Annotated in this window: 26 protein-coding genes; 20 read left to right on the forward strand and 6 right to left on the reverse strand. The window is 69.4% G+C overall.

The features are described 5' to 3' along the window. Positions 1 to 107: 107 nt before the first annotated feature. The 4 genes from ACIRRY_RS49385 (at position 108) to ACIRRY_RS49400 (ending at position 3,919) form a co-directional block, all read left to right on the forward strand. The gene (locus ACIRRY_RS49385; RefSeq protein ID WP_403986926.1) at positions 108 to 752 is read left to right on the forward strand and encodes an HAD family hydrolase; all 645 of its coding nucleotides are present in this window, start codon (positions 108 to 110) and stop codon (positions 750 to 752) included. Between the two features lie 69 nt (positions 753 to 821). Continuing rightward, on the forward strand, positions 822 to 1,517 hold the full coding sequence (locus ACIRRY_RS49390; protein ID WP_403986929.1) for a VC0807 family protein: 696 nt from the start codon (positions 822 to 824) through the stop codon (positions 1,515 to 1,517). 67 nt (positions 1,518 to 1,584) lie between these two features. Continuing rightward, positions 1,585 to 2,796: an MFS transporter gene (locus ACIRRY_RS49395; RefSeq protein WP_403986932.1), complete on the forward strand. Its 1,212-nt coding sequence runs from the start codon at positions 1,585 to 1,587 to the stop codon at positions 2,794 to 2,796. Continuing rightward, entirely contained in the window at positions 2,747 to 3,919 is a 1,173-nt protein-coding gene (locus tag ACIRRY_RS49400; RefSeq protein WP_403986935.1) for an acetoin utilization protein AcuC, read from the forward strand. Before ACIRRY_RS49395 ends, ACIRRY_RS49400 begins: the two co-directional genes overlap by 50 nt. A gap of 749 nt (positions 3,920 to 4,668) precedes the next feature. On the opposite strand, the gene ACIRRY_RS49405 is transcribed toward ACIRRY_RS49400, so the two are convergent. Then, a complete protein-coding gene (locus ACIRRY_RS49405) occupies positions 4,669 to 5,115 on the reverse strand; it encodes a spore-associated protein A (protein ID WP_403986938.1) in 447 nt (148 codons plus the stop codon). Positions 5,116 to 5,316: 201 nt separating this feature from the next. Between ACIRRY_RS49405 and ACIRRY_RS49410 the strand changes: the two genes are divergently transcribed. The 5 genes from ACIRRY_RS49410 (at position 5,317) to ACIRRY_RS49430 (ending at position 9,025) form a co-directional block, all read left to right on the forward strand. Beyond that, on the forward strand, positions 5,317 to 6,132 hold the full coding sequence (locus ACIRRY_RS49410; protein ID WP_403986941.1) for a phosphatase: 816 nt from the start codon (positions 5,317 to 5,319) through the stop codon (positions 6,130 to 6,132). A 129-nt stretch (positions 6,133 to 6,261) separates the two neighbouring features. After that, positions 6,262 to 6,474: a helix-turn-helix domain-containing protein gene (locus ACIRRY_RS49415; protein ID WP_004984898.1), complete on the forward strand. Its 213-nt coding sequence runs from the start codon at positions 6,262 to 6,264 to the stop codon at positions 6,472 to 6,474. Between the two features lie 111 nt (positions 6,475 to 6,585). Continuing rightward, positions 6,586 to 6,684 (forward strand): 30S ribosomal protein bS22, encoded by a 99-nt coding sequence (locus ACIRRY_RS49420; RefSeq protein ID WP_003948845.1) that lies wholly within the window; start codon positions 6,586 to 6,588, stop codon positions 6,682 to 6,684. A gap of 191 nt (positions 6,685 to 6,875) precedes the next feature. Then, positions 6,876 to 7,937, forward strand: a complete 1,062-nt coding sequence (locus tag ACIRRY_RS49425) for an NAD-dependent epimerase/dehydratase family protein (RefSeq protein ID WP_403986944.1) — start codon at positions 6,876 to 6,878, stop codon at positions 7,935 to 7,937. Between the two features lie 14 nt (positions 7,938 to 7,951). After that, positions 7,952 to 9,025: a lysophospholipid acyltransferase family protein gene (locus ACIRRY_RS49430; RefSeq protein ID WP_403986947.1), complete on the forward strand. Its 1,074-nt coding sequence runs from the start codon at positions 7,952 to 7,954 to the stop codon at positions 9,023 to 9,025. Positions 9,026 to 9,184: 159 nt separating this feature from the next. Here ACIRRY_RS49430 and ACIRRY_RS49435 read toward each other — a convergent pair whose 3' ends face one another. The 3 genes from ACIRRY_RS49435 to ACIRRY_RS49445 form a co-directional block, all read right to left on the reverse strand. After that, positions 9,185 to 10,405: a DUF5667 domain-containing protein gene (locus ACIRRY_RS49435; RefSeq protein ID WP_403986950.1), complete on the reverse strand. Its 1,221-nt coding sequence runs from the start codon at positions 10,403 to 10,405 to the stop codon at positions 9,185 to 9,187. Between the two features lie 235 nt (positions 10,406 to 10,640). Continuing rightward, entirely contained in the window at positions 10,641 to 11,414 is a 774-nt protein-coding gene (locus ACIRRY_RS49440; protein WP_026151088.1) for an ECF subfamily RNA polymerase sigma factor, BldN family, read from the reverse strand. A 315-nt stretch (positions 11,415 to 11,729) separates the two neighbouring features. Continuing rightward, a complete protein-coding gene (locus tag ACIRRY_RS49445) occupies positions 11,730 to 12,674 on the reverse strand; it encodes an HAD family hydrolase (RefSeq protein ID WP_403986953.1) in 945 nt (314 codons plus the stop codon). Between the two features lie 114 nt (positions 12,675 to 12,788). On the opposite strand from ACIRRY_RS49445, the gene ACIRRY_RS49450 reads away from it, so the two are divergent. The 7 genes from ACIRRY_RS49450 (at position 12,789) to ACIRRY_RS49480 (ending at position 20,262) form a co-directional block, all read left to right on the forward strand. Beyond that, positions 12,789 to 13,028 carry a glutaredoxin family protein gene (locus ACIRRY_RS49450; protein WP_234477284.1) on the forward strand — a complete coding sequence of 80 codons (240 nt, stop codon included), beginning with the start codon at positions 12,789 to 12,791 and terminating at the stop codon, positions 13,026 to 13,028. 247 nt (positions 13,029 to 13,275) lie between these two features. Further along, positions 13,276 to 14,037, forward strand: coding sequence for a redox-sensing transcriptional repressor Rex (locus ACIRRY_RS49455; protein ID WP_403986956.1), 762 nt, complete (start codon positions 13,276 to 13,278; stop codon positions 14,035 to 14,037). Beyond that, the gene (locus tag ACIRRY_RS49460) at positions 14,034 to 15,767 is read left to right on the forward strand and encodes a glutamyl-tRNA reductase (RefSeq protein ID WP_403986959.1); all 1,734 of its coding nucleotides are present in this window, start codon (positions 14,034 to 14,036) and stop codon (positions 15,765 to 15,767) included. The genes ACIRRY_RS49455 and ACIRRY_RS49460 overlap by 4 nt, the downstream gene beginning before the upstream one ends. Further along, positions 15,764 to 16,723 (forward strand): hydroxymethylbilane synthase, encoded by a 960-nt coding sequence (gene hemC / locus ACIRRY_RS49465; RefSeq protein ID WP_403986961.1) that lies wholly within the window; start codon positions 15,764 to 15,766, stop codon positions 16,721 to 16,723. The genes ACIRRY_RS49460 and hemC overlap by 4 nt, the downstream gene beginning before the upstream one ends. Next, entirely contained in the window at positions 16,720 to 18,426 is a 1,707-nt protein-coding gene (locus ACIRRY_RS49470; protein ID WP_403986964.1) for a uroporphyrinogen-III synthase, read from the forward strand. Before hemC ends, ACIRRY_RS49470 begins: the two co-directional genes overlap by 4 nt. Before the next feature lie 226 nt (positions 18,427 to 18,652). After that, complete coding sequence (gene hemB, locus ACIRRY_RS49475; protein WP_403986967.1) at positions 18,653 to 19,645, forward strand: porphobilinogen synthase; 993 nt, start codon at positions 18,653 to 18,655, stop codon at positions 19,643 to 19,645. Between the two features lie 251 nt (positions 19,646 to 19,896). Continuing rightward, positions 19,897 to 20,262: a DUF805 domain-containing protein gene (locus ACIRRY_RS49480; RefSeq protein ID WP_403986970.1), complete on the forward strand. Its 366-nt coding sequence runs from the start codon at positions 19,897 to 19,899 to the stop codon at positions 20,260 to 20,262. A gap of 22 nt (positions 20,263 to 20,284) precedes the next feature. On the opposite strand, the gene ACIRRY_RS49485 is transcribed toward ACIRRY_RS49480, so the two are convergent. Next, a complete protein-coding gene (locus tag ACIRRY_RS49485; RefSeq protein ID WP_403986973.1) occupies positions 20,285 to 20,437 on the reverse strand; it encodes a hypothetical protein in 153 nt (50 codons plus the stop codon). A gap of 296 nt (positions 20,438 to 20,733) precedes the next feature. Between ACIRRY_RS49485 and ACIRRY_RS49490 the strand changes: the two genes are divergently transcribed. The 4 genes from ACIRRY_RS49490 (at position 20,734) to ACIRRY_RS49505 (ending at position 25,841) form a co-directional block, all read left to right on the forward strand. After that, positions 20,734 to 21,636 (forward strand): SAM-dependent methyltransferase, encoded by a 903-nt coding sequence (locus tag ACIRRY_RS49490; protein ID WP_403986976.1) that lies wholly within the window; start codon positions 20,734 to 20,736, stop codon positions 21,634 to 21,636. 81 nt (positions 21,637 to 21,717) lie between these two features. After that, positions 21,718 to 22,950, forward strand: a complete 1,233-nt coding sequence (locus ACIRRY_RS49495) for a PLP-dependent aminotransferase family protein (protein ID WP_403986980.1) — start codon at positions 21,718 to 21,720, stop codon at positions 22,948 to 22,950. A 105-nt stretch (positions 22,951 to 23,055) separates the two neighbouring features. After that, positions 23,056 to 24,960, forward strand: coding sequence for an FHA domain-containing protein (locus ACIRRY_RS49500; RefSeq protein WP_403986983.1), 1,905 nt, complete (start codon positions 23,056 to 23,058; stop codon positions 24,958 to 24,960). A 53-nt stretch (positions 24,961 to 25,013) separates the two neighbouring features. Beyond that, on the forward strand, positions 25,014 to 25,841 hold the full coding sequence (locus ACIRRY_RS49505) for an arylamine N-acetyltransferase (RefSeq protein ID WP_403986986.1): 828 nt from the start codon (positions 25,014 to 25,016) through the stop codon (positions 25,839 to 25,841). Between the two features lie 14 nt (positions 25,842 to 25,855). Here the strand turns inward: ACIRRY_RS49505 and ACIRRY_RS49510 are convergent, their stop codons facing one another. Then, positions 25,856 to 26,593, reverse strand: a complete 738-nt coding sequence (locus ACIRRY_RS49510) for an SDR family oxidoreductase (protein WP_403986989.1) — start codon at positions 26,591 to 26,593, stop codon at positions 25,856 to 25,858. Positions 26,594 to 26,663: the final 70 nt, after the last annotated feature.

Consider the following 26,663-nt stretch of genomic DNA (forward strand, 5'->3'; position numbering starts at 1 on the left):
CTGCAGGGGGGACCCTGTGGGAGAGTAGGACGCCGCCGAACAAATATTGCGAAAACCCCCGTACCGTTAAATCGGTACGGGGGTTTTCTGCGTTTAGGCTCAGCAGCATGCGCTATGACCTCGTGATCTTCGACAACGACGGTGTCCTCGTCGACAGTGAGCCGATCTCCAACAGGCTGCTGGCCGGCTATCTCACCGAGCTCGGGCACCCGACCTCCTACGAGGAGTCCCTCCGGGACTACATGGGGGCCGCGATGCACCGCGTACACGATCTCGTCGAGGAGCGGACCGGGCAGCGGTTGCCTGACGACTTCGACGATGTCTTCCACGCTCGGGTATTCGCCGCTTTCGAGCGGGAGTTGAAGCCCGTGGCCGGGTCCGTCGATGTGCTGGAGAGACTGGTCGCGCACGGGGTGCCGTACTGCGTGGCGTCGTCGGGGAGTCATCAGCGGATTCGGGTGGGGCATCGGACGACGGGGCTGGACGAGTGGTTCGAGGAGGAGTGGGTCTTCAGCTCCGAGGACGTGGGGAGGGGGAAGCCCGCGCCGGATCTGTTCCTGTACGCGGCCGAGCGGATGGGTGTCGCGCCGGAGCGGTGTGTCGTCGTGGAGGACAGTCCGTTGGGGGTGCGGGCGGGGGTGGCGGCCGGGATGGATGTGTATGGGTTCACCGCCATGACGCCTGCTGAGCGACTGGGTGGGGTCACTCAACTCTTCGGGGACATGCGGGAGTTGCCTGGGCTGCTCGTCTGACATTTGTCATGCCGAGGTCCGGACGATCGGTTCTACTGGGAGGCCGGGTCCGCGCGGCAGTCTGAGTGCATGACGACGGACACGGGCTCCATGAAGAAGAACCTCGCGCCGCTTCTCGCGGACGTGGCGGTGCCGATCGGGTCGTACTACCTGCTGAAGAGCGGGTTCGGGATGGGCACCGTGGCGGCGCTGGGGTGGAGCAGTGTCGTGCCGGCGCTGCGGACCGGGTGGGGGGTCGTCGCGGAGCGGAAGGTCAACGCCTTCGCCGCGCTGATCCTCTTTGTGAACGTCGTCGGGCTGCTGCTGAGCTTCGTGGCCGGTGATCCGCGGCTGATGCTCGCGAAGGACAGCGGGGTCAGCAGTGCCGTAGGGATCGGGATCCTCGTGTCCGTGGTGATGGGGAAGCCGATGATGACCGCCGGGATGAAGCCCTTCCTGGTGAAGGGTGATCCGGCGCGGGAGGCCGCGTTCGAGCGGCTGTTGAGCGGGTCGGCGGGCTTTCGGCGGGCCGAGCGCCGGTTCTCGGTGGTGTGGGGTGTGATGCTGCTCGGCGAGTGCCTCGCGCGGATCGTCGGGGTGTACACGCTGCCCGTGGACACCATGGTGTGGCTGGGCACGGTTGTGATGGTGGGGACGATGGTCGTGACCGCGGTGGTCAGTGGGGGGCTCGCGGTCGGGCCGATGGCGGAGATGATCGACGCCGAGCTGGCTGCCGGAGATGTGCCCTCACCTGCGGTTCTTCCCTCGCTCGCCGTCGCTCGGTAAAGGTGAGAGGAATTCATCTTTGGCTGGATCTACCCACGAGTACGCCGGGGCCCTTACGCTCGCCGCCATGACAGATGTGCTGCGGCGCGGTAGGGCCTCTTTGGCGTTCAGCTTCTTCGCTCAGGGCGCCACCTTCGCGCTGCTCGTGACGCGCATTCCGGCGATCCAGGACCGGTACGGGGTCTCGGACGGGCTGCTGCCCGTCTTCCTGGCCGCCGTGCCGATCCTCGCCGGCGTCGGGAGCGTGACCACCGAGCACCTGGTGAAGCGAATACGGCCCAGCGTGCTGCTGCGCTGGTCCCAGCCCGTCGTCCTCCTGGCGCTGCTCGGGGTGGGAGCGGGCGACAGCATGGCCGAACTGGCCGTCGCGCTCGGTGCGTTCGGGCTCGGGGTGGGTGCGCTGGACGCCTCGATGAACATGCTCGGGGTGAGTCTGCAGCGGACGTACGGGCGGAGCATCATGCTCAGCTTCCATGCCGCGTACAGCCTGGGCGGGATCGTGGGGGCCTCGCTGGCGTGGGCGGGGGCGCACTGGCATCTCGCGCTGTGGGTGTCGTATCTGCCCGTGGTGGCGGTGTTGCTGCCGGCGGCCTTCGTGGGGAGTCGGTGGTACGTCGACGGGAGCGGGCCGGAGGCGGAGGGCGAGGGGGCCGAGGCCGGTCCGCTGGTCTTCAAGTTGCTGCTGCCGTTGTGTCTGGTGATGACCTTCGCCTATATCGGCGACTCGACCGTCTCCAACTGGAGTGCGAAGTACCTGAAGGATGTGCTGGGGAGTTCGGAGCAGGTCGCGACCGTTCCGTACAACGTCTACATGGTGATGTGCCTGGTCGGGCGGGGGATCGGGGACCTCGGGGTGCGGAAGTTCGGGGCCGTGGCCGTCGTACGGCTGGGGGCGGTGGTGGCCGCACTGGGGTTCGCGGTGGTGGCCGTGGCGCCGGGGGCCGGGGTCGGGATGCTCGGGTTCACCTTGCTGGGGCTCGGGTTGTGTGTGCTGGTGCCGCAGACCTTCGCGGCGGCCGGGCGGTTGTTCCCCGGGGCCTCGGATACGGCCATCGCGCGGCTCAATGTCTTCAACTACGTGGGGTTTCTGATCGGTTCGCCGTTGGTGGGGGCGCTGGGCGATGCCTGGAGTTATCGCGGGGCGATGCTCGTGCCGATGGTGTTGGTGCTGGTGACGTTGGTGTACGCCCGCTCGTTCGCGCCGACGGAGGGCCGGTACGGTGACGGGCATGAGCGGGCGCGCACAGCTGATGTGGGACGAGGCAGTAACGGGCTATGACTTCGGCCGGGACCATCCGATGGACCCGGTCCGGCTCGCCCTGACCCGGAGACTCGTCGATGCCTTCGGGCTCGACAAGGACGTGGATGTGGTGGCGGCGAAGCCCGCCGGTGAGTCGACGCTGCGGCTGGTTCACCGGGAGGACTACGTCGAGGCGGTGAAGGCCGCCTCTGCCGATCCGGACTCGGCGGACGGGGCGTATGGGCTCGGCACCATGGATGATCCCGCCTTTGCCGGGATGCATGAGGTGTCGGCTCTCATCGCCGGGCAGTCGGTGGGGGCGGCGGAAGCTGTGTGGGCCGGGGACGCGCTGCACGCCGTGAACTTCTCGGGTGGGCTGCATCACGCGATGCCGGGGGCTGCTTCCGGGTTCTGTATCTACAACGATGCCTCGCTCGCCATTGCCCGGCTGTTGGAGTTGGGGGCCGAGCGGGTCGCGTACGTCGATGTCGACGTGCATCACGGGGACGGGGTCCAGGCGGCGTTCTGGGAGGACCCGCGGGTGTTGACGATCTCCCTGCACGAGCATCCGCGGACCTTGTTTCCGCAGACGGGGTGGCCGGAGGAGACCGGGGCGGGGGCGGGGGAGGGCTCGGCGGTCAATGTGGCGTTGCCGGCGGGGACCGGGGACGCGGGGTGGTTGCGGGCCTTCCATGCTGTCGTACCGGAGTTGATCGCGGATTTCCGGCCGCAGGTGCTGGTGACTCAGCACGGGGCCGATACGCACTTCGAGGATCCGCTCGCTCATCTCGCCGTGTCGCTGGACGCGCAGCGGGCTGTGCAGGTGGCGTGTCATGAGCTCGCGCACGAGTACGCGGACGGGAAGTGGGTCGCGCTCGGTGGGGGTGGTTACGCCGTGGTGGAGGTGGTGCCGCGGTCCTGGACGCATCTGGTCGCGATCGCGGCGGGGCGGGAGATCGCGCCCGAGGCGGTGATTCCGGAGGGGTGGCGGCAGGAAGTGTTCGCTCGGACGCGGCAGTTGGGGCCGCAGCGGATGACTGATGGGCGGTGGCCGGTGGCTTATGCGGGGTGGGAGTCCGGGTACGACCCCGCGGATCGGCTTGATCAGGCGGTTGTGGCGGCTCGGCGGGCGGTGTTTCCGTTGCGGGGGCTTTTGGCGTAGGCCGCGCCGGCAGTGGAGCGGATGATCGTGCGGGTTTGTTGGGGCGGGCCTCCGGCAGTGGTGCGGATGATCGTGCGGGTTTGTTGGGGCGGGCGTCCCTGGGGGCTGCGCCCCCAGACCCCGCTTCGGCCCTGAAGGGGCCTCGTCCTCAAACGCCGGACGGGCTGATTGTGCGGGCCTGTGTTGGAAGGGCGCCGGTTGGGCTGGGTGTTGGTGGCCTGTGTTGGAAGGGCGCCGGTTGGGCTGGGTGTTGGTGGCCTGTGTTGGAAGGGCGCCGGTCGGACTGGATGTTGGTGGCCCGTGTTGGGAAGGTGCCGTACAGGCTGGGTGTCGGCGGCCTGCGTCGGGGAAGTGCCGGACGGGCTGATCTTGTTGACCGGCGCTGGAAAGTGCGGCGGCCAGCCGCGAAGTGCGGCCGACCGGTGTCGAGGAACGGCCAGCATTGAGGAGTGGCCGGCGTCGAAGAGTGCCCGCCCCCGGCATCGAAGGGCGACCGTCATCGAAGGACGGCGGGCATCAAAGAGGACCGGCACCGGCACCTCAGGGCGCCCGGTATCGAAGAGCGGCCGTCGGCGATGAGTGGCCGGCATCGAAGGACGGCCGGCATCAAAGAGGACCGACACCGGCACCCCCGGGCGACCGGCATCGAAGAACGGTCAGCGGTGAAGAGCGGGCGGCATCGCAGCGGCGCCGTCGGTGATGAATGGCTGCCGGGGGCGGATGGTCAGCCCGCCCCCGGCGTTCGTGGGTCAGCCGCAGTGGCCCGAGTCGCCGCCCGTGGCCGTGCCGATGACGCCTTGCCATACGGCGCAGTAGCCGCGGGCGGACATGTAGACGGGGCCGGCGTACGACGTGTACTGGCCGCTGTCGACTACCGGGTTGTGCTCGTAGTTGACGTCGATGTTGAGCTCGACGGCCATGTGGATCTTCACGCCGGGGGTGTTGCGGATGGTCACGGCGCAGTTCTTGCCGGTCGACTCGTTCCAGGTGAGGAAGACCTTGCCGACGTTGCCGACCGGCGTGGAGTCGATGACCTTGTAGCCGGTGCCGCAGGCGCCGTTGTAGGTGGCGGTGGCTGCCGCCTTGGCGGACGTGGTGGTGGCCGCCGAGGCCGGGGCGGTGGCGGCGACCGTGCCGCCGAGCGCCAGGGTGGCGAGGGCTGCGGCGGTCGTGGTGCGACGGGACAGCTTCATCATGGTTTTCCCCCAGTTGGTGTTGCCGGTCGTCAACTTGCTCGGGACGGATGGTCGTTGCCGTCCACGCAGAGTGAGACCCGGGAATCCGTACGACGGTTGTGGCCCCTTTTGTCACCGTTCTGTCACCGGTGTTACGCCAACCGCGCGGTGTTTCCCGCGTTCCCGCCGTGGCCGGTGACGCGGTCCGTCAGCATCGCTCCCGTGTTGACCACCGGCGCCCTCCGCGCCCATCTGCTGGCCGCCCGGCTGGCCGGACCCGTGGCCACCTCGCGCGAGGAGAGCCTGCGGAGCTATCGCGCCTTCGCCGCCCGTGATCCTCGGGTGTTGATCGGACTCGATCCCGAATGGACGTGGGAGCAGAAGGATCTGATCGGGTTGATGGCGGACAAGTGTGGGGTTTCGGCCGACCCCGCGCACACTTCCGGGCATGATGTGATCGACCCGGAGCGGACGTTGACCGCTCTGGACGCGTTCGCCGACCGCTTGGGTGCGGTGGCGGAGCGCAACGGACCCGTACTGATCGGCACCGGACATCCGCATCGACTGCTCGGGTTCTACGCCGCGTTGGCGGACGCCTTGTCGGCGGCGGGATGTGCTGTTCTCACCCCTGCGCAGGGTCTCTCTGTCGACATAACGACCCGGTTCGGTCTACGCACGTACAACCTTGATTACGTACAGGGCGTCGCGCTCGTCCGCGAACCGGGCCCCGAACGCTCCGGTTGTGAGCCGGGCGCACACACGCACTCACCGCTCCCGGTTCGGACGGTGCTGGGTGCGGCGGCGGAGGCCGGCGGGGTGCTTCCGGAGCTGGTGATCGGGGACCACGGATGGGTCTGCGGAGCAGGTCAGCTGGGGTTTGAGGCCATTGGGCTGGCCGATACGGACGACCCCGCGCTCTTCGTCGGTGAGGCGGAGGGGTCGGTGTCCGTCGTAGTTCCGCTTGACGACGCCGTGCGGTCCGCTTACTACCGGCCGCTTACCCGCTACGTACTCAATCGAGCGTGTCTGTCACAGTAGGCCGCCGATGGGTGCACCTCTTCCCCACTCGCATCACACGCCCCTACATTGGGGAGTGAGCACGCAACGACGAAGAGTCACCGGAAGGGGAAGCCGGTGACCGTCGAGTGCGGAAGGTTCAGGTGTGTCATGGCTGCAGCTGGCGAGAGGCCTCTGAACGAGGTTCAGTTCCTTACCGTGGCGGAGGTCGCCTCGGTGATGCGAGTGTCGAAGATGACCGTGTACCGGTTGGTGCACAGCGGTCATCTGCCCGCTATCCGGGTGGGGCGGTCCTTCCGCGTCCCCGAGCAAGCGGTACACGAGTACCTTCGCGAGAGTTATGTGGGGGTGGAGACAGCCTGAGGCGATACCTCGATTACGACCTCAGCGCTCGGACGGGTAGGCTGGCCCCTTGTAGGTCGTATGGGCCCATGATGCCCAGCACCGAGTGATGAGAAGTGAGCGAGGGTAGTCGTGGGCTCTGTTATCAAGAAGCGGCGCAAGCGGATGGCTAAGAAGAAGCACCGCAAGCTGCTGAAGCGCACGCGCGTGCAGCGTCGTAACAAGAAGTAGGCGACGCGGCGCCGCGAGAGCGTCTCCTGTGGCCCCCCATCGAATTCGGTGGGGGGCCACAGTTATGCCCGTGACCGTGTCATGTGCCGAATGTGGGTACTCGGGCTCTCGTGCGTCAGGCGGTCATCACAGCGCAACACCGAACCGCTAGGTTGGCCGCACACGGGTAACTCGGAAGGAAGGCGCTGATCTTGGGGAAGGTCGTGCTCGTGACCGGAGCGGCCCGTCAGTTGGGGGGCCGGTTCGTACGACGCATTCAGCGTGACCCGGAAGTGGACCGGGTGATCGCCGTGGACGCGGTCGTGCCCGGGCACCATCTCGGGGGCGCGGAGTTCATCCAGGCCGACATCCGGCAGCCCACCATCGCGCGGGTGCTCGCCGAGTCGGGCGCCGACACTGTCGTCCACATGGACGTGACGGGCACCGCGCTGGGCAGCGGCAGCCGGACCACGGTCAAGGAGACCAACGTCATCGGCACCATGCAGCTGCTGGGCGCCTGCCAGAAGTCACCGGTCGTGAAGCGGCTGGTGGTGAAGTCCAGCACGAACGTCTACGGCTCCGCCCCGCGCGACCCGGCCGTCTTCACCGAGGGCACCCCGCCGAAGTCCCTGCCGAGCGGCGGCTTCGCGAAGGACACCGTCGAGGTCGAGGGGTATGTGCGCGGCTTCGCCCGTCGTCGGCCCGACGTCGCGGTGTGCGTGCTGCGGTTCGCCAACATCCTTGGTCCTACGGCGGATTCGCCGCTCGCGTCGTACTTCTCGCTGCCGGTCCTGCCGACCGTGTTCGGCTACGACCCGCGGCTGCAGTTCGTGCACGAGGACGATGTGATCGACGTCCTGCGGATCGCCTCGCACGACCCGGAGCGGGGCACGCTCAACAGCGGCACCTTCAACATCGCCGGGGACGGCGTCCTGCTGCTCTCCCAGTGCTCGCGACGGCTGGGCCGCCCGACCGTGCCGCTGCTGCTGCCGGCGGTCACCTGGGCCGGTTCCCTGGTGCGTACGCTGGGGATGACGGACTTCTCCCCGGAGCAGATCCGGCTGCTCACCCACGGCCGGGTCGTGTCGACGGTCCAGATGCGCGAGACGCTGGGATACAAGCCGAAGTACACGACCGCCGAGACCTTCGCGGACTTCGCGCGCGGCCAGGGCACGGGGCTGCTGCCGCCGGAGGCCGTCGCGGGAGCCGTCGACCGGATCGCCGCGCTGTCCCTGCCGGGCAGTGGCCACCCACCGACGCCGAGCGCCAACTGAGGAGCGCATCAACGATGGCGGATGCCAAGGTCATTCCGTTCGACGACGACCGGTCCCGCGCGAACGGCGTGCAGCGGCCGCAGCGGCGCCGGAGCGCGGGGAGCCGGCGCAAGAACGGCGAGCCCGCACTGTTCCGTGAGGTCCAGCCCCTGCCGGGCCGGGACTTCGCGCAGGATGATGTTCCTGTGACGCGTGAGGAAGAAGAGCCGGAGAAGGCACAGAGCGACGAGGGCGACCGGGGCGACCAGAGTGTCCTGGAGCGCCGTATCGCCCATGGCCTGTCGTTCCTGCGCCGCCGGCTCACCGGGGACTACGACGTCGACGACTTCGGCTACGACGAGGAGCTCACCGACGAGGTCCTGATGCCGGCGCTGCGCCCGCTGTACGAGAAGTACTTCCGGGTCGAGGTCAAGGGCATCGAGAACATCCCGGCGGAGGGCGGCGCGCTGATCGTCGCCAACCACTCCGGGACGCTGCCGCTGGACGGCGTGATGATGCAGATCGCCGTGCACGACAACCACCCGGCGGGCCGGCACCTGCGCCTCCTCGCGGCGGACCTCGTCTTCATGCTGCCGGTGGTCAATGAACTCGCCCGCAAGGCGGGTCACACGCTGGCCTGCGCGGAGGACGCCGAACGGCTGCTGGGGCGGGGCGAGTTGGTCGGTGTGATGCCGGAGGGCTTCAAGGGCATCGGCAAGCCGTTCAGCGAGCGCTACAAGCTCCAGCGCTTCGGCCGCGGCGGTTTCGTCTCCACGGCCCTGCGCAAGGGCACGCCGATCATCCCGTGCTCGATCGTGGGCGCGGAGGAGATCTACCCGATGATCGGCAACTCCAAGACCCTCGCCCGCGTCCTGGGATTCCCGTACTTCCCGATCACGCCGACGTTCCCCTGGCTGGGTCCCCTCGGCGCGATCCCCCTCCCCACCAAGTGGACGATCCAGTTCGGCGAACCGATCCCCACGGACGGCTACCCACCGGAGGCGGCCGAGGACCCGATGCTGATGTTCAACCTCACCGACCAGGTGCGGGAGCAGATCCAGCACACGCTCTACAAGTTGCTGGTGCAGCGACGCTCGGTCTTCTTCTGAGAAACCTGACAAGCGGCTGTACGACGATGGGGCGCCCCTCGTAGGAGGGGCGCCCCATCGTCTTTAGGGGCGCGGGGCCGTATTGATGTGCGGCTACCGCCGCGTGGGCGCGACCAGCCCCCACCGGCCCGCAGCCGAGGAACTGCGGAACCGGCGGAGCTAGTTGGCGTCCTCGCTGTCGATGCCCAGGCCCGGCAGCAAGCCCGGGAGCAGGGGCGGGAGGGTGACGTCCGGGGCCGTGAGCGGTGGTTTGGTCGTGGACGGGGACGCCGTGCCGGAGGACTTCGGGGGGTCCAGGAGGCCGCCCGTGTTGCCGCCGAGGAGGCCGTCGCCGGTGGTGGCGGACTCGCTGGGGGTGCTGGAGTGGCCGGTCTCCGCGGAGCCGTCGGTCGTGCTCGGTGTCGTCGAGCGGTGCGTGCCGGTGGAGCCGCCCGTGGACGACGTACCGGGAGCACGGTGTTTGCCCGTACCGCCTCCGCTGGGCTTCGCCGGGGGCTGGGGCAGCAGCGACTGGAGCGGGGCGACCTCTTCGTCTATGGCGTCGAAGACCGAGGAGACCTGGTCGCTGACGTCGCCGAGCTGGACGGGGAGGCGGTCGCGCAGGGCGCCCCAGGCCTCGCGGTGCGAGCGGGAGAACGCGGAGAGGGCCTGGATGGGGCCCAGCGAGTTCGGGTCCTGCTCGTACGCCTCGTGCAGCAGACGGTGGCCCTCGGACGCGTCGTGCGTCATCCCGGACAGCGTGCGGCGGATCTCGCCGAGCTGCTCGTGGTCGAGGTGGCCGCTGCGGTCCCGCTCGATCAGCCGGCGTGCCTCGCTCAGGCGGTTGGACGCCTGGTCGAGGTAGGCCACACCGCGCTGGTCGTCACCGTCGGACAGGTAGTTGAGCTTGAAGTCCTCGATGCCGCGCTTCAGCCCGTAGAGCGAGTCACCGGGCAGGGCGCCCGAGCTCGCCGCGGCCACTCCGCCGAAGGCACCCGCGGCCACCCCGACGCTCAGTCCGCCGGCCGCGAGGCCCTTGGTGAGCCGGGACCGGGGTCGCAGCTTGCCCAGACCGGTGGCCCGGTGCGTACCCCGGGACCGGTGGGAGCGCTGCTCCGGTACCGAGGGTCCGGGTGCCTCGCCTTGCAGCATGGCCTCGAACGCGGCGACCAGCTGAGCCCGCTGGACCACCTTGACCTCGGGGTCCAGCACGGGTTTGGGCAGCTCGCCGAGACCGGTGGCGAAGGCCAGCATGCGGCCCTGCTCGGTCTGTTCCGCAGCAGCCGGGGCCGGGGCCGGTCCTTCGGACTGCTCGGGCGCCGTGCCCTGGTCGGACGGCTCCTCTTCCAGGGCCTGGGCGAAGGCGTTCGCCCGCCGGTGCGCCGATACGTTCGCGATCACTGGCGGCACCTCCTCTCGCGTCATGACGGTCGACTCCCCAGGGGGTCCTGAGGGTTGCACAGCCTGACCACATCCACACGATCGAGTGATCGGAGAGGGTCAGGTCGTGACCACAGGGAGCCTGTATCCCGCACAACGAGTGGCGCGGCACTTGGGTTACGGACGACGGATGATCCGACCGCAAACTCAACGGACTTTCACTGAGCGCGAGTTGGGCGTTACCGAGCGTGTGCCGTCAGCGGGCGTCGTCCGGGAGGAGCCGCGCGAGAGTGCGCACGGCCCGGTACTGGAGGGTCTTGATCGCACCCTCGTTCTTGCCCATCACCCGGGCGGTCTCCGCGACGGAGAGCCCCTGGAGGAAGCGCAGCGTCACGCACTCCTGCTGCTGCGGGTTGAGCCGTCGTACGGCGTCCAGGAGGGCCGCGTTCGACAGGGACTCCAGGACGGAGTCCTCGGGGGAGCGCTCGACCTCGTTGGCGTCGAGCATCTCGCCGGTGGTGACCTCGAGCCGGAAGCGGCTCGACTTGAAGTGGTCGGCGACCAGGTTGCGGGCGATCGTCACCAGCCAGGCGCCGAAATCCCGACCCTGATAGGTGAACGTGCCGATGCGGCGCAGGGCGCGCAGAAAGGTCTCGCTGGTGAGGTCCTCGGCGGTGGCTTTGCCTCCCACTCGGTAGTAGATGTACCGGTACACAGTGTCGCTGTACTGGTCGTAGAGGCGGCCGAAGGCGTCGGCTTCGCCGGCCTGGGCACGCTCCACGAGGTCCATCATCCGGGCGCTGTCGCTGTCAGCGGCCGGACGTCGTGCGGTGGCGGCGCCGGCCGAGCGCCCTCGTCTGCCAACAGCCGCGCCGCCGTCGGCCAGTGCGTAGCACGGACCGACGGGTGCGGTGGTGGCGAAGGCGGCGGGGACGGCGTACGCGGTGGGGACGAAGCCGCGCAACAGGTCTTGGACCGTTGCGCGCAGCGTAGCCAGGCCCGAGGCGTCAACCCCGACGTGTGGGTACACGGGACTCCCAGAGGCAGAGCTTCCATCACGTGCAGTACCGGAACATTCACCCGTCGTAGCGACGGAGGGGTACCGGATTGCGTCTGAGGAGAATAACGCTTCGTGCAGGCACTGCTACACCCAGTTGCTCAAATCATCGATTACGTCGCTTCCGTAACCGATTGACGGCCGATCAAGTACCGCAGAGTGACCGGTTGTTGATCGAAGTGGTCCGAATTCAGTCAGGGACCAGGGCGTGTTGTGGCCGTGTGCAGCCAACGTGACTGGACAGCGGGTTACGCGGGTACGACCCGTGGATTGGCTGTGTTTACCGCGTCACCGGCGTCGGCGGTGCAATGCGATCGCCGCGGCCGTGCCGCCCGCCACCGCGCCCACGCCGGCCGCCGCCGGGATGCCGACCTTGGCCGCCCTGCGGGCCGTTCGGTAGTCGCGCAGCCGCCAGTCCAGCTCGCGCGCGTGCTTGCGCAGCTTGGAGTCCGGGTTGATGGCGTAGGGGTGCCCGACCAGCGAGAGCATCGGGATGTCGTTGTGCGAGTCGCTGTACGCGGCGCAGCGCGAGAGGTCCAGGCCCTCCGCGGCGGCCAACGCCCGTACCGCCTCCGCCTTCGCGGGGCCGTGCAGCGGTTCGCCGACCAACTTGCCGGTGTAGACGCCGTCGACGGACTCGGCGACCGTGCCGAGCGCGCCGGTGAGGCCGAGGCGGCGGGCGATCACGTTGGCGATCTCCACCGGGGCGGCCGTGACGAGCCACACCTTCTGACCGGCGGCCAGGTGCGCCTCGGCGAGGGCGCGGGTGCCCGGCCAGATGCGCTCGGCCATGTACTCGTCGTAGATCTCCTCGCCGATCGACTGGAGTTCGGCGACGCGGTGGCCCTTGACGATGGACAGCGCGGAGTCGCGCGCCTCCTGCATGTGCTCGGGGTCCTCGAAGCCGGCGAGCCTGAACCACGCCTGTTGCCAGGCGAATCGGGCGAGGTCGCGGGTCTCGAAGAACTTCCGCTTGTACAGGCCGCGGCCGAAGTGGAAGATCGACGCGCCCTGCATGACGGTGTTGTCCAGGTCGAAGAAGGCCGCGGCTCTGTCGTCGCCGAGGACCGGGAACTCCGGTTCCTCCGCCTGCTTTTCGGGCGCCAGGGTGTCGTGTATCTCCTGCGCGTCCTGCGACGACTTGCGCGCTGCCTCCGCAGAGGCCTCGCCTGCCAACACGCTCCGCGCCGTGGCGGAGCGCCTACGGGGAGTGAGCCATCCGAGAGCGGCCATGTCGTGAGCATAGCCAGTTTGTTCGGTGGTTCCGGAGCCGAGAGGTTCGGAGGCTGTGAACTCTCCGCGACCGGGCCGTTAAAGAAGCGCACCGGTGGCGCGAGAATGGTGTGCATGAGTCATCTGGTCACTCTCATCCGCAAGCCCGGCTGCCATCTGTGCGAGGACGCGCAGCTCGTCGTCGAGAAGGTCTGCGCCGACCTCGGGGTCCCCTGGGAGCAGAAGGACATCACCGAGGACCAGGCCCTCCACGACGCGTACTGGGAGCAGATCCCGGTCGTCCTCGTGGATGGGAAACAGCACACGTTCTGGCGGGTCGACGAGGGCCGCCTCCGCAAGGAACTGACCAAGTAGTTCAACGCGCACCCGAACGTCGCTTAGGATCGACGGCGGTTTGGTCTCGGGGGCGGGAATTACGAGGAGTGTGGCGGTTTTGCCCCCTGGAATGCGTAGGGAACGCGTGTGCGTGACCCCGGTCACGTTGGGTGGGCAAATCGGACACCATCTTTGTGCACGCGTTCACAAAGACATAGCCTGCTTCCGACGGGGCGGTCTGGGTACGTGTGACCGCCCACAGCCCCGCTCTACCCGCAGGAGCACCGTGGCAACTGGCCGAACTCACCGACCGGCGAGCCGTAGCCGAGGGATTCCCGAGGCCACCGTCGCCCGTCTCCCGCTGTATCTCCGCGCGCTGACCGGACTCTCGGAGCGCTCGGTACCCACGGTCTCCTCCGAGGAGCTCGCGGCCGCCGCGGGGGTCAACTCCGCGAAGCTGCGCAAGGACTTCTCGTACCTCGGCTCCTACGGGACCCGTGGTGTGGGCTACGACGTCGAGTACCTCGTCTACCAGATCTCCCGCGAACTGGGCCTCACCCAGGACTGGCCGGTCGTGATCGTCGGTATCGGAAACCTGGGCGCCGCCCTCGCCAACTACGGCGGGTTCGCCTCCCGCGGCTTCCGCGTCGCCGCCCTCATCGACGCCGACCCGGCGATGGCCGGCAAGCCCGTCGCGGGCATCCCGGTGCAGCACTCGGACGAGCTCGAGAAGATCGTCAGCGACAACGGCGTCTCCATCGGCGTCATCGCCACCCCCGCCGGTGCCGCCCAGCCCGTCTGCGACCGGCTCGTGGCCGCCGGGGTCACCTCCATCCTGAACTTCGCGCCGACCGTGCTGACCGTCCCGGACGGCGTCGACGTGCGCAAGGTCGACCTCTCCATCGAGTTGCAGATCCTCGCGTTCCACGAGCAGCGCAAGGCCGGCGAGGAGGCCGCCGCCCAGGCGGCGAACCCGCCCGCCGCGCAGCGGGACGACTCCACCGAGCAGGGCCCTGACGGGGACGTCCCCGCCGTGATGCCGGCATGAGTCTCCTCGTTGTCGGGCTGAGCCACCGCAGCGCGCCGGTCAGTCTCCTGGAGCGGGCGACGCTGAACGCGGACGCCCAGATCAAGCTCCTCCAGGACACGGTCGCCGCCGAACCGGCCGCCGAGGCCGCGGTGTTGGCCACCTGCAACCGCATCGAGCTCTACGCCGACGTGGACAAGTTCCACGCGGGCGTCGCCGAACTCTCCACGCTGCTCGCCCAGCACAGCGGCGTCGGTCTCGACGAGCTCACTCCTTATCTCTACGTGCACTACGAGGACCGGGCCGTCCATCACCTCTTCGCGGTGGCCTGCGGTCTCGACTCGATGGTCGTCGGCGAGGGCCAGATCCTCGGCCAGATCAAGGACTCGCTCGCCAAGGCACAGGAACTGCACTCCGCCGGGCGGCTGTTGAACGACCTGTTCCAGCAGGCCCTCCGAGTCGGCAAGCGTGCCCACTCGGAGACCGGCATCGACCGCGCGGGTCAGTCCCTGGTCACCTTCGGCCTCCAACAGCTCTCCTCCGGCACGGCAGTTGAGGCCTGGGCGAAGGGGAAACGGGCCCTGGTCATCGGCGCCGGCTCCATGTCGTCGCTGGCCGCCGCGACCCTCGTCCGCGCCGGCGTCGCCGAGATCGTCGTCGCCAACCGCACCGCCGACCGCGCCGAGCGCCTCGCCCAGATCATCACGGAGAGCCCCGGAACGGACGTGTCCGCCCGCGCGGTACCGATGGATTCGGTGCCGTTCGAGCTGACACGTGCCGATGTCGCCGTGTCCTGTACGGGCGCGACCGGGCTGGTCCTGACGGCCGAGACGGTCGCGGAAGCGGTCGAGGGCCGGGTACCGCAGGACGCGACGGCCGGTCGTACGGCCACGAAGGACGACGTACGCGAAACGCTTCCGCCGACCTCCGTCGGGACCGAGGACGGATGTCCGCTGGACCTGTCCGCGGTGCAGGGGGCGACCGGCTTCTCCGTGATGGGGGAGGCCGCCGTGGCCGGGATGGACGCGGCGACGCTGGAGCAGCACGCGGCCTGGGTCGGCGGCAGTGCCGTCGACCGGCGCGAGGCGGCCCGGCGGACACCCGAGGCCGAGGCGGAGTTGATCACCGAACTCGCCGCCATGGCCGCGACCGGCGTACGCATCCCCGAGCGCCGCAGGCCCGAGCCGCTCGCCCAAGTCCCGCGCCCCGCACCGGTGTTGTCGCTCCTCGACCTCGCGATGCCGCGGGACGTGGACGCCGCCGTGCACCGGCTGGCCGGGGTGCGCCTCGTCGACATCGAGTCGCTCGCCGAGGCCTCGGCCACTGCATCTGATAAGCGAACTCCGTCCGCGGGCCCGATGGCGGCGGACGTGGACGCGGTCCGGCGTATCGTCTCCGACGAGGTCGCGGCCTTCGGGGCAGCCCAGCGGGCCGCGCACATCACGCCGACCGTGGTCGCCCTGCGTGCCATGGCCGCCGAGGTCGTCGCGGGTGAGATCGCCCGGCTCGACGGACGGCTGCCCGGCCTCGACGACAAGCACCGCGCCGAGATCACGCAGACCGTACGACGGGTCGTCGACAAGCTGCTGCACGCGCCGACCGTGCGGGTCAAACAGCTCGCGGCCGAGCCCGGCGGCGCCGGGTACGCGGACGCGCTGCGCACCCTGTTCGACCTCGACCAGGAGACGGTGGCCTCCGTCTCGCGGGCTGAAGAAGACTCTGAGAACAGCAAGAACCGAGGGCCAGTATGAGTAAGAAGGCACTGAGGCTCGGGACCAGGCGGAGCAGACTCGCCCTGGCCCAGTCCGGGTTGGTGGCGAACGCCGTGAGCCAGGTGACCGGACGGCCCGTCGAGCTCGTCGAGATCACCACCTACGGCGACACCTCCCGCGAGCACCTCGCGCAGATCGGCGGCACCGGGGTCTTCGTGACCGCGCTGCGGGACGCGCTGCTCGGCGGTGAGGTCGACTTCGCGGTTCATTCGCTGAAGGACCTGCCGACCACGCAGCCCGCGGAACTGGTGCTCGCCGCCGTACCCGAGCGCGAGGACCCGCGGGACGTACTCGTCGCGAAGGACGCCCTGAAGTTCACCGACCTGCCCCGCGGGGCGCGCATCGGTACGGGCTCCCCGCGCCGCACGGCCCAGCTGAACGCGTACGCGCTCGGCCACGGCCTCGACATCGAGACGGTCCCGATCCGGGGCAACGTCGACACCCGGATCGGCTTCGTGCGGGACGGTGAGCTGGACGCCGTCGTCCTGGCCGCCGCCGGACTGAGCCGGATCGGCCGCCTCGACGAAGTGACCGACTTCCTGTCGGTCGACACGGTTCTGCCCGCCCCCGGCCAGGGGGCCCTGGCGATCGAATGCGCCGCGGACAACGCGGACTTGATCGCGGCACTCGGCGAACTCGACGACCCGTTCACGCGGGTCGCGGTAACCGCCGAAAGGTCCCTGCTCGCCGCCCTGGAGGCCGGCTGCTCCGCCCCTGTGGGCGCGCTGGCCGACCTTCTGGCCGACGGGCAGATTGTCAAGGAAATGCGCCTGCGCGGAATAGTCGGCACGACCGACGGTTCGCGTACGGTGCAGCTGTCCACCACCGGTCCCGTGCCCGAGACGCATGACCAAGCACTGGCGCTCGGTCGCGAACTCGCCGCCGAGATGCTTGCCCAGGGCGCGGCCGGTCTCATGGGGGAGCAAGCCAAGTGAGCCCCACCACTCTTCCCGCCGCCGGTCCTGAACACGGGCACGTCACCTTCCTGGGTGCCGGACCCGGAGATCCGGGACTGCTCACACTGCGCGCCGTAGAGGCGCTCGCGAACGCGGACGTCCTCGTCGCCGAGCACGAGGTGCTCGACGTCGTACGTCCGCACGCCCGAGAGGGCGTAGCCGTCGTGCAGCCGGATCCGAGTCCTTCTTCGGGCTCGCTCCCGGGCACAGGCACGCCTCAACTGACGGTTGTTGACGGTGTGTCAACAACCGTTGGCCTACCCGCTGTGCGGGATGCGGCACATCTTGTCATGGAGGCCGCGAGGGGCGGCAGGCGGGTCGTACGTGCGGTGTCCGGGGACCCCGGACTAGATACGTACGCCGCCGAGGAAATGCTCGCCTGTGTCGCCGCGGGTGTTCCCTTCGAGGTCGTGCCCGGTGTCGCCGCGGCCGTCGGCGTGCCCGCGTACGCCGGTGTCCCGCTGCGGGACGCGCAGGGGGCGGACGTCCGGTTCGTGGACGCCCGTACCGCCTCGGACCGCTGCTGGACCGAGGTCGGGGCGTCGGACGGCACGGTCGTCGTGTCGACCTCGCTCGACTCGGTGGCCTCGGCCGCCGGTGAGCTGGTCGCCGCCGGCCGCAAGCCGGACACTCCGATGACGGTCACAGTGGCTGGTACGACCACTCGTCAGCGGACCTGGTCGGCGACGCTCGGCACGATCGCGCAGACGCTGAAGCAGGCGAAGGTGCTGCCGTCCCCGGACGGAGGCCGGCCGGTGATAGCCGTGGTCGGTGAGCGGTCCGCCGCCGCGCAGCGCGACCAGTTGTCGTGGTTCGAGTCCAAGCCGCTGTTCGGCTGGAAGGTCCTCGTGCCGCGCACGAAGGAGCAGGCGGCGTCGCTCTCCGACCAGTTGCGGTCGTACGGGGCCGTTCCGCACGAGGTGCCGACGATCGCCGTCGAGCCGCCGCGGACGCCTCAGCAGATGGAGCGGGCGGTCAAGGGGCTGGTGACCGGCCGGTACGAGTGGATCGCCTTCACCTCGGTGAACGCGGTCAAGGCCGTGCGGGAGAAGTTCGAGGAGTACGGGCTCGACGCGCGGGCGTTCGCGGGGATCAAGGTCGCCGCGGTGGGGGAGCAGACCGCGAGCGCGCTGGTCGCCTTCGGCGTGAAGCCGGACCTGGTGCCGAGCGGCGAACAGTCGGCCGCGGGCCTTCTTGAGGACTGGCCGCCGTACGACCCGGTCTTCGACCCGATCGACCGCGTCTTCCTGCCGCGTGCCGACATCGCCACGGAGACCTTGGTCGCCGGGTTGATCGACCTCGGCTGGGAGGTCGACGACGTGACCGCTTACCGGACGGTGCGGGCGTCGCCGCCGCCGGCGGACACACGGGAGGCGATCAAGGGGGGTGGCTTCGACGCGGTCCTCTTCACGTCGTCGTCCACGGTGCGGAACCTGGTGGGTATCGCGGGCAAGCCGCACAACGTGACCGTGATCGCGTGTATCGGTCCCGCCACGGCCAAGACCGCCGAGGAGCACGGGCTGCGGGTGGACGTGATGGCTCCCGAGCCGTCCGTGCACAAGCTGGCCGAGGCGTTGGCGAACTTCGGTCTGCGTCGGCGCGCGGCGGCTCAGGAGGCGGGGGATCCGGTCACCCGGCCCAGTGAGCGTCGCCCTGGTGCGCGGCGGCGTCGGACGACCTGAGGTTGTTCGCTTCGGTGTGAGGTGAGTGGGGGCGGGCGTCCGTGGGGGCGCTGCGCCCCCACTCACCTCACACCGGAACCACCGGAACCACCGGAACCACCGGAACCACCGGAACCACCGGAACCACCGGAACCACCGGAACCACCGGAACCACCGAAGCGTGCCGTAATGCGGACCGACTCACCGTCGGCAAAGGCGCCCCCGCCCCGGGCGTAGCGTAGAAGCCATGACGACGTACGGATCCTTTCCCGGCTCTCGCCCCCGGCGGCTTCGGACCAGCCCCGTCATGCGGCGGATGGTTGCCGAGACCCGCTTGCACCCCGCTGACTTCATTCTTCCGGCGTTTGTGCGGGAGGGAGTCAGTGAGCCGGTGCCGATCGGGGCCATGCCCGGGGTGGTGCAGCACACGCGGGACAGCTTGAAGAAGGCTGCCGTCGAGGCCGTTGCCGCGGGGATCTCCGGGATCATGCTGTTCGGGGTGCCGGAGGAGAGCAAGAAGGACGCCCTCGGGACGCCGGGTACCGACCCGGACGGGATTCTTCAGGTCGCGTTGCGGGACGTTCGGGCCGAGGTCGGGGACGAGCTGCTCGTCATGTCCGACCTGTGCCTCGACGAGACCACTGATCATGGACATTGCGGGGTGCTCGACGACCAAGGGCGCGTCGACAACGACGCCACCCTTGAGCGGTACGCCGAGATGGCCCAGGTGCAGGCCGATGCGGGAGCGCATGTCGTCGGGCCCAGCGGGATGATGGACGGGCAGATCGGGGTCGTACGGGACGCGCTCGATCAGATCGGGCGGGAGGACGTGGCCATCCTCGCCTACACCGCCAAGTATTCGTCCGCGTTCTACGGGCCGTTCCGCGAGGCCGTCGGTTCCTCGCTCAAGGGCGACCGCAAGACGTATCAGCAGGACCCGGCCAACACCCGTGAGTCCATGCGGGAGTTGGCGCTGGATCTGGAGGAGGGTGCCGACATGGTGATGGTCAAGCCGGCCGGGCCCTACCTCGACATCCTCGCCAAGGTCGCCGAAGCCGTGGACGTCCCCGTCGTCGCCTATCAGATCTCCGGCGAGTACTCGATGGTCGAGGCCGCCGCCGAGAAGGGCTGGCTCGACCGGGACCGCGCGATCTTCGAGACGCTCACCGGGATCAAGCGGGCCGGGGCACGGAACATCCTCACGTACTGGGCGGTGGAGGCGGCGCAGAAGCTGCGCTGAATGTCGATCATCCGCTGAACACCCGTCAATAGGCAACGCTTCGAGATCGGTCCGGCGTCGGGGCGATCTCGATTCGGGGCGCGAACGGGCTCTGGCCCGAAATCGCCGGTCGATATGGGGTGATGTGACCCCAAATAAGCTTTAGTGTCCAGCACTTATGTGGATTTGACGCGTCCGCATCACTGTCCTTACCTTCTGCGCCTGGCCTGATCCGTTCTGGATGGTCCGAACGTCGATCCCTGGGGGACACCATGAGCTATTTCGTCGAGGTGCTGAAGAAGTACGCCGTATTCAGCGGGCGGGCGCGCCGCAAGGAGTACTGGATGTACACCCTGTTCGTCGTGATCATCTACGCCGTGCTGCTCGGCATAGGCATCGCGATCAAGACGCCGGCCATCGCGATCGTCTTCTACGTCGCGATCCTGCTGCCCAGCCTGGCTGTCGGCGTCCGCCGACTGCACGACACGGGCCGCTCCGGCTGGTGGCTGCTCTTCGGCATCGTGCCGCTCGCCGGCCCCATCACCCTGCTGGTCTTCACCTGCTCGGACAGCCAGCCCGGCGCCAACCAGTACGGCCCGAACCCCAAGGAGATCGACGGGGTTCCGGCGCACGCCTGATCGCACCCGCCACGAGGGCCCGTCAGGGCGTGGACCCCGCCGAAGAGGTGGGAGTCACGCCCGACGGGCCCTCGTCGCGTACGCCCATGCCGTCCTTGCACCCCGAGAGCAGCAGCGCGGCGAGCACGGCCGCCGTCGCGGCCAGGACGCGGATGCGGGTGGTGCGGGCGGGCATGGGTTCCTCCTGCGGAAGCGAAGCGCGTCTTCGGGTGTGGCTTGCAGCTTGGGCGGTCGTACGTCGTGAGCGCTACGGCTTCCGCGGTATTCGGGACGCCCGGATCGTCCCGCCCGCGCTGACCTGCGGGGATGTCCGCCCTCCCGGGCACGTCGCGGGACGCCGGGAAGGGCTCGGGCGCCCGTCCCCGGACTTGGGCACCATCAAGTCCCAGCGCGAGTTAGGTTGTTGACCACTGCACTTGATGAACGCTGCCCCGGTTGTCCGTTGACGACCCACTCTCCTGGGAGACGCCCATGTCCGGTGACGCCCTCAGCCAAGACCCCGCCGAGCTGAGAAGGAGGATCGACACCACCAAGGCCCACCCGGCCCGTGTCTACGACGTCTTCCTCGGCGGCAAGGACAACTACCCCGTCGACCGCCAGGCCGCCGCCGCCGCGCTCGCCGCCAACCCGCGCGGCTATCTCGACGTACGGCACAACCGGGACTTCATGCGCCGCGCGGTGACCCGGCTGACGCAGGAGCACGGCGTGCGCCAGTTCCTCGACATCGGCACCGGGCTGCCCACCGCGGAGAACGTGCACCAGATCGCCCAGGACGTCGCCCCCGAGTCGCGGATCGTCTACGTCGACAACGACCCGGTGGTCCTCGCGCACGCCCGCGCCCTGCTCACCAGCAGCCCCGAGGGCCGTACCGACTACATCGACGCTGACCTGCGCCGGCCGGCCGACATCCTCGAACAGGCCTCCAAGACCCTCGACTTCAACGAGCCGATCGCGCTGCTCCTGGTGGCGATCCTGCACTTCGTCGAGGACGAGGAGGCGTACAAGCTCGTGCGCGAGCTGGTGGACGTGCTGCCGTCCGGGAGTCATCTGGTGCTCAGCCACCTCACCGACGAGATGCATCCGATCCCGACCCGCGCGGTCCAACGGACGTACACCGAGCGGGGGTTCACCTTCGTGTTCCGTACGAAGGACGAGGTCGAGCGGTTCTTCACCGAGACCCCGGGGCTGACCCTGGACGAGCCCGGTGTGATCCCCGCCCATCAGTGGCACCCCGGCCCGGCGCCCGCGCCGCCGGTGGTGGAGCAGGCGTACTTCGACAGCCTCGACGACATCGAGAAGATCACCTACCGGGACATCAACGATGTGACGGACGACGACATCAACGTGTACGGGGCGACCGGCACCAAGGCCTGACACCGGCCGCCCGCGACGGGTACCCGTCCGGATCGCGGAAACCTGCTTGTAGGCGGCAGGTATCTTTCTACGCTGCCGGTCATGGCCATCACCGAGACAGTCCCCGCCGCCGTCCCCGCCGTCCCCGCCGTTCTCCCGCCGCTCGCCGCGCGCGCCCGTGCGATCGGGGGCTCGCCGGTCCGGGACATCCTCGCCGTCACCGCCCGCCCCGAGGTGATCAACTTCGCGGGCGGGCTGCCGGCCCCCGAACTCTTCGACGCCACCGGCATCGCGGCCGCGTACCAGGCGGTCCTCACCGAGACGCCCGCGCGGGCGCTCCAGTACGCGACGACCGAGGGCGAGCCGGTGCTCCGTACCGCCCTCGCGGAGCGCACCACCACCCGCGGGCTGCCCACCGGGCCCGACGACCTCCTCGTCACCACCGGTTCGCAGCAGGCGCTCTCGCTGATCGCGACCGCGCTGCTTGAGCCGGGGGACGTCGTCCTCGTCGAAAGTCCCTGTTATCTGGCGGCACTTCAGGTCTTCGCGTTCGCCGGCGCGCGGATCGTCGCCGTGCCGGGGGACGCGGACGGGGTCGACCCCGAGGCCCTGGAGGAACTCGTCGTCCGGGAGCGGCCCAAGCTGCTCTACACCGTGCCCACCTTCCAGAACCCCACCGGCCGCACCCTGCCCGCCGACCGCCGGGCCGCCGTCGCCGCGATCGCCGCGCGGCGCGGGCTGTGGATCGTGGAGGACGATCCCTACGGCGAACTCCGCTTCGAGGGCCAGCGGTTGCCGTGGATCGCCGCGCAGGAGGGCGCCGGGGACCGTACGGTCCTGCTCGGGTCCTTCTCCAAGGTGATGGCCCCGGGGCTCAGGCTCGGCTGGCTGCGGGCGCCGGCAGGTCTGCTGCGGGCCTGTGTTGTCGCGAAACAGGCCGCCGATCTGCACACCCCGACCGTCAACCAGCTCGCCGCCGCACGGTACTTGGCGGACAACGACCTCGACGCGCATGTGGCGCGGGTGGCGGCCGTGTACCGGGAACGGCGCGATGCCATGCTCGGGGGTCTTGCCAACGCCCTCCCCGAGGAGTCGAGTTGGGAGCGTCCCGAGGGCGGCATGTTCCTGTGGGTGCGGCTCCCGGAGTCGTACGACACGACGGAACTGCTGTCGCGGGTGGTGCGGCAGGACGTGGCCTATGTGCCGGGTGCGCCCTTCTACGCGGGGGAGCCGGACCGTTCGACGATGCGGCTGTGCTTCGTGACGCAGACGCCGGGGGAGATCGAGGAGGGGCTCGGAAGGCTGGGGAGGGGACTGCGGGAGCGGGCGGCCTGACTGGGGGATTCGTTCCCGGGGTAGTGCGCTTATGGCGGCCGGGGTTCCCTGTTGCCGGTGAACACCCCTGGAAGTGCGCCGAGTTGATTCCTGGGAGGGAATGCCATGGCACCGGTGCTCGTCGGACGTGAAGGTCTGCTGGCGGGAGAGCGCATCCCGATCGTCGACACCCGCGTCACCTTCGGACGCAACGCGGGGAACACGGTCGTCATCGCCAGCCCGAGCGTCTCGCGTTTCCATGCGGAGATCGTCTTCGACCAGGACCAGGGCTACGTCCTGAGCGACTGCGGCAGCAGCAACGGCACGCAGGTCAACGGGGAGGAGGTGGAGTCCCGGCTGCTCCAGCCCGGTGACGAGATCACCATCGGGGAACAGGAGTTCCGCTTCGAGGTCGCGGACGCCATGCAGACCCTCATGGCGCTCAACCTGCCCCGCTCCGTGACCCACCCGGAGGAGGCCGACGAGGGCTCCCTGCTGCGGGTCACCGTCGTCGGCGGCGGCCCGGTCGGGCTGTCCATGGCGCTGCTCCTGGAGCACTTCCTCGGCGCCCAGGTCAAGATCACCGTCTACGAGGGCCGTTGGCGCCGACAGGGCCGTACCGTCGTCTGGAAGAGCGCGGACGAGGGCAACATACGGCGCCAGCAGGTGGTGACCGTGCAGAGCCGGCAGTACCTCGCCTGGCCGCAGTACGTGCAGGACCGGCTCTTCGAGCCCGAGAACTACACCGAGATGTGGCCCTCGGGCCCGGACTCGATCGGCGACCACCACCCGCGCAACATGCGGATCGCCTACATCGAGGACAAGCTGCTGGAGCTGGCGAACGAGAAGCGGGACCGCATACGGCTGATCCCCGCCAAGTTCGACCCGGCGCAGCAGCGCGACGAACTCGCCCCGCAGCATGTGCTCGCCATCTGCGACGGCGGCCGGTCGCGCACGCGCGAGCACTTCGCCGCCCGCTTCGGCAAGGCCGACGAGTCCATCTACTCCCTCGACGGCGTCCATCTGCGGGACGTGGTCCTCGGCCTGCGCGTCAAGTCGGAACTGCCGGACCCCATGGCGATCCTCCTGACGGTCGCTCAGAACCGCTTCCTGCTCAACTCTTTGCGCGGCGAGGGCTTCCTCAACATGCGGCTGACGGACTCCGAGTTGTCGGAGGTCATCGGCATCGACCCGGTCCGCCGGGTCTTCGAGGAGTGCATCGCCTCCCGCCCGTGTCTGATGAACCGCGACGAGCACGGCGACTTCCAGTGCGCGACCCACGGCACGCTGTTCCTGCCCGCGCTGATCAAGGGATCCCCCTTGTGGAAGCGGGTGCACGAGGGGCTACGGCTCTTCGACGTCAAGTCCCAGGACCTGTCCGCCGTCACCAGCTTCCGCCTCGACATGGTGCAACGCCCGCGCTTCTCGGCCGAGTTGCTGCCCCCGACCGTCAACTCGCCCGGTACGTACGGCTTCCTCCTCGGCGACGCGGCGAACTCCATCCACTTCTGGCCGGGCCGGGGCCTCAACAGCGGCCTGGCGTCGGCGATCTCGCTGGCCCGCTCCCTCAACAGCGCATGGAACGGCCGCCCGTTCCGCGACGCCGACTTCCTACGGCACGAAGCGGCCATGTCGATGCTCCAGTACCGGCACAAGAGCCGCGCCTGGAAGGCGATGGTCACCACCGACGATCAGGGCGTCACCTGGGCGATCAAGGACATCATCGACCACGGCATCGACGGCATCGCGGAGGAACCCGACCGTGAGGCCGACACCGCGACCCTGCTGGCGCGCATGGCCGCGATCCGAGACCGGCTGGCCCCCCGCCTCCCCGGCATGCCGGACGACGAGGCGATCCTGGAGCGCCTCGGGACCCTGGAGTCCCGCACCCTGCGCATGCTCGTCCTCAGCGGCGCGTGGGACACCCTGACGATGGGCGGCGAAGAGGTCGACATCGACATCTTCTACGGCCCCGACTCCTCGGCGGCGGCAGCGGCGGTGGAGGCGCTGGAGCCGGCGACGCAGCAGTGAACCGTGTGCTGAGCCGTGCGGTGAGTGTTGCGGTGATTGCCTAGGCTGGGCGCATGTCCGACAGTGATGCCTTCGACCTCGACGATTACCTCGCGCACATCGGTTGGGAGGGGGAGCGGAGGCCCGACACGGAGACGCTGCGCGGCGTGCATCTCGCGCACATGCGGGGCATCCCGTTCGAGAACCTGGACGCCCTGCGGCGTACGGCTCCCTCCCTCGAACTGCCGGACCTGGCGGCCAAGTTGCTGCACAGTCCGCGCGGCGGCTACTGCTACGAGCAGAACACGCTGCTGGCCGCCGCGTTGCGGGCACTGGGCTTCGGGGTGACCCTGCTGACGGCGCGGGTCGTCGTCGGCACGGACCGGTTCGAGAGCCGCCCGCGCACCCACATGACGCTTCTCGTCGAGGTGCCGGGCGATCCGCAGCCGTATCTGGCGGACGTCGGGTTCGGGGCGATCGGGGCGCTGCTGGAACCGGTGCCGTTGGCGCTCGGCGGGGAGTTCGAGGGCGCGGGGCGCAGGCACCGGTTCGTGCAAGTGGCCGCGCACCGGGGGCCGTCGGAGCTGTGGGCGTTGGAGGCGTACACCGCCGGGTCCTGGCAGGCGCAGTACGTCTTCACCCTGGACCCCTTCGAGCACGTCGACTTCGAGGTCATCAACTGGCACATCGCCACGAACCCGCGCTCGCCCTTCACCCAGCGCCTGTTCGTCCAGCGCGTGACCCCTGAACGCCATCTCCTGCTGTTCGGCCGCCTGTTGACCGAGACGCGGGCCGACGGCGGTGTGAGTGAGCGGGAGTTGGCGGACGATGAGGAGGTGCGGCGGTTGCTGGAGGCGGAGTTCGGGATCGAGGCGCCGCAGGGGATGACGCTGCTGAACTGAGCCGACCCGTACGGTCATTGGGGCAGTAGCTGCTGACCGCCGTCGATGTCGTAGGTCGCGCCGGTCAGCGCTTCGTTGAGCATGATGTGGACGGCCAGCGCGGCGACGTCCTGCGGGCCGACGACCCGGCGGATGGGGAGCGAGGAGCGGAGTTCCTCACGCCGTGCCTCGATCCGGTCGCCCAGGAGCGAGGCCGACAGCGGGGTGTCGACGAATCCGGCGGCGATGAGGTTGACGCGGATCGGCGCCAGTTCCAGGGCAAGGTTCGCGGTGAGGGCGGGGAGCGCGGCGGTCATCGCCCCGGTGACGGACCCGCCGATGTGGGGCCTACGGCCGCCCGTGCCGCCGATGAACAACAGCGTGCCGCCGTCCCGGACCCTGCCCCGGCTGTACTTGGCGATCCCGAGGGTCATCGCGAGACGCTCGCCGAAGTGCCGGCCGGTCTCCGCCACGTCCAGCTCGGCCAGCGGCGCGTACAGCGGGCCGCCGGCCGTCGACAGGACGTGGTCGACCGAGTACGGCAGGTCGTCGAAGAACCGCTGGAGGCGGTCCGGGTCGGTGGCGTCGAGGGTGGCGGTGTCGCGCGGCTGGATGTCTACGGCGGCTCGCGCCAGCCGCTCCGCGTCCCGGGCGACCATCACCACCTGGCCACCGGCGGCGCGGACCTGCCGGGCGGTCTCCAGCCCGATCCCGGAACTCGCGCCGATGACGACGACGGTCTGGCCGGTCAGGACCAGTTCGTTTCCGCTCATCAGTGCCTCCGGCGGGCGCCACCTGCGACGGACCTTCCGAACGTACCCCGGGCGGCGGTCTCCCACCACC

Origin of the sequence: Streptomyces sp. NPDC101776, from assembly GCF_044766845.1 — a bacterium.
In the GTDB taxonomy this organism is placed as follows: domain Bacteria; phylum Actinomycetota; class Actinomycetes; order Streptomycetales; family Streptomycetaceae; genus Streptomyces.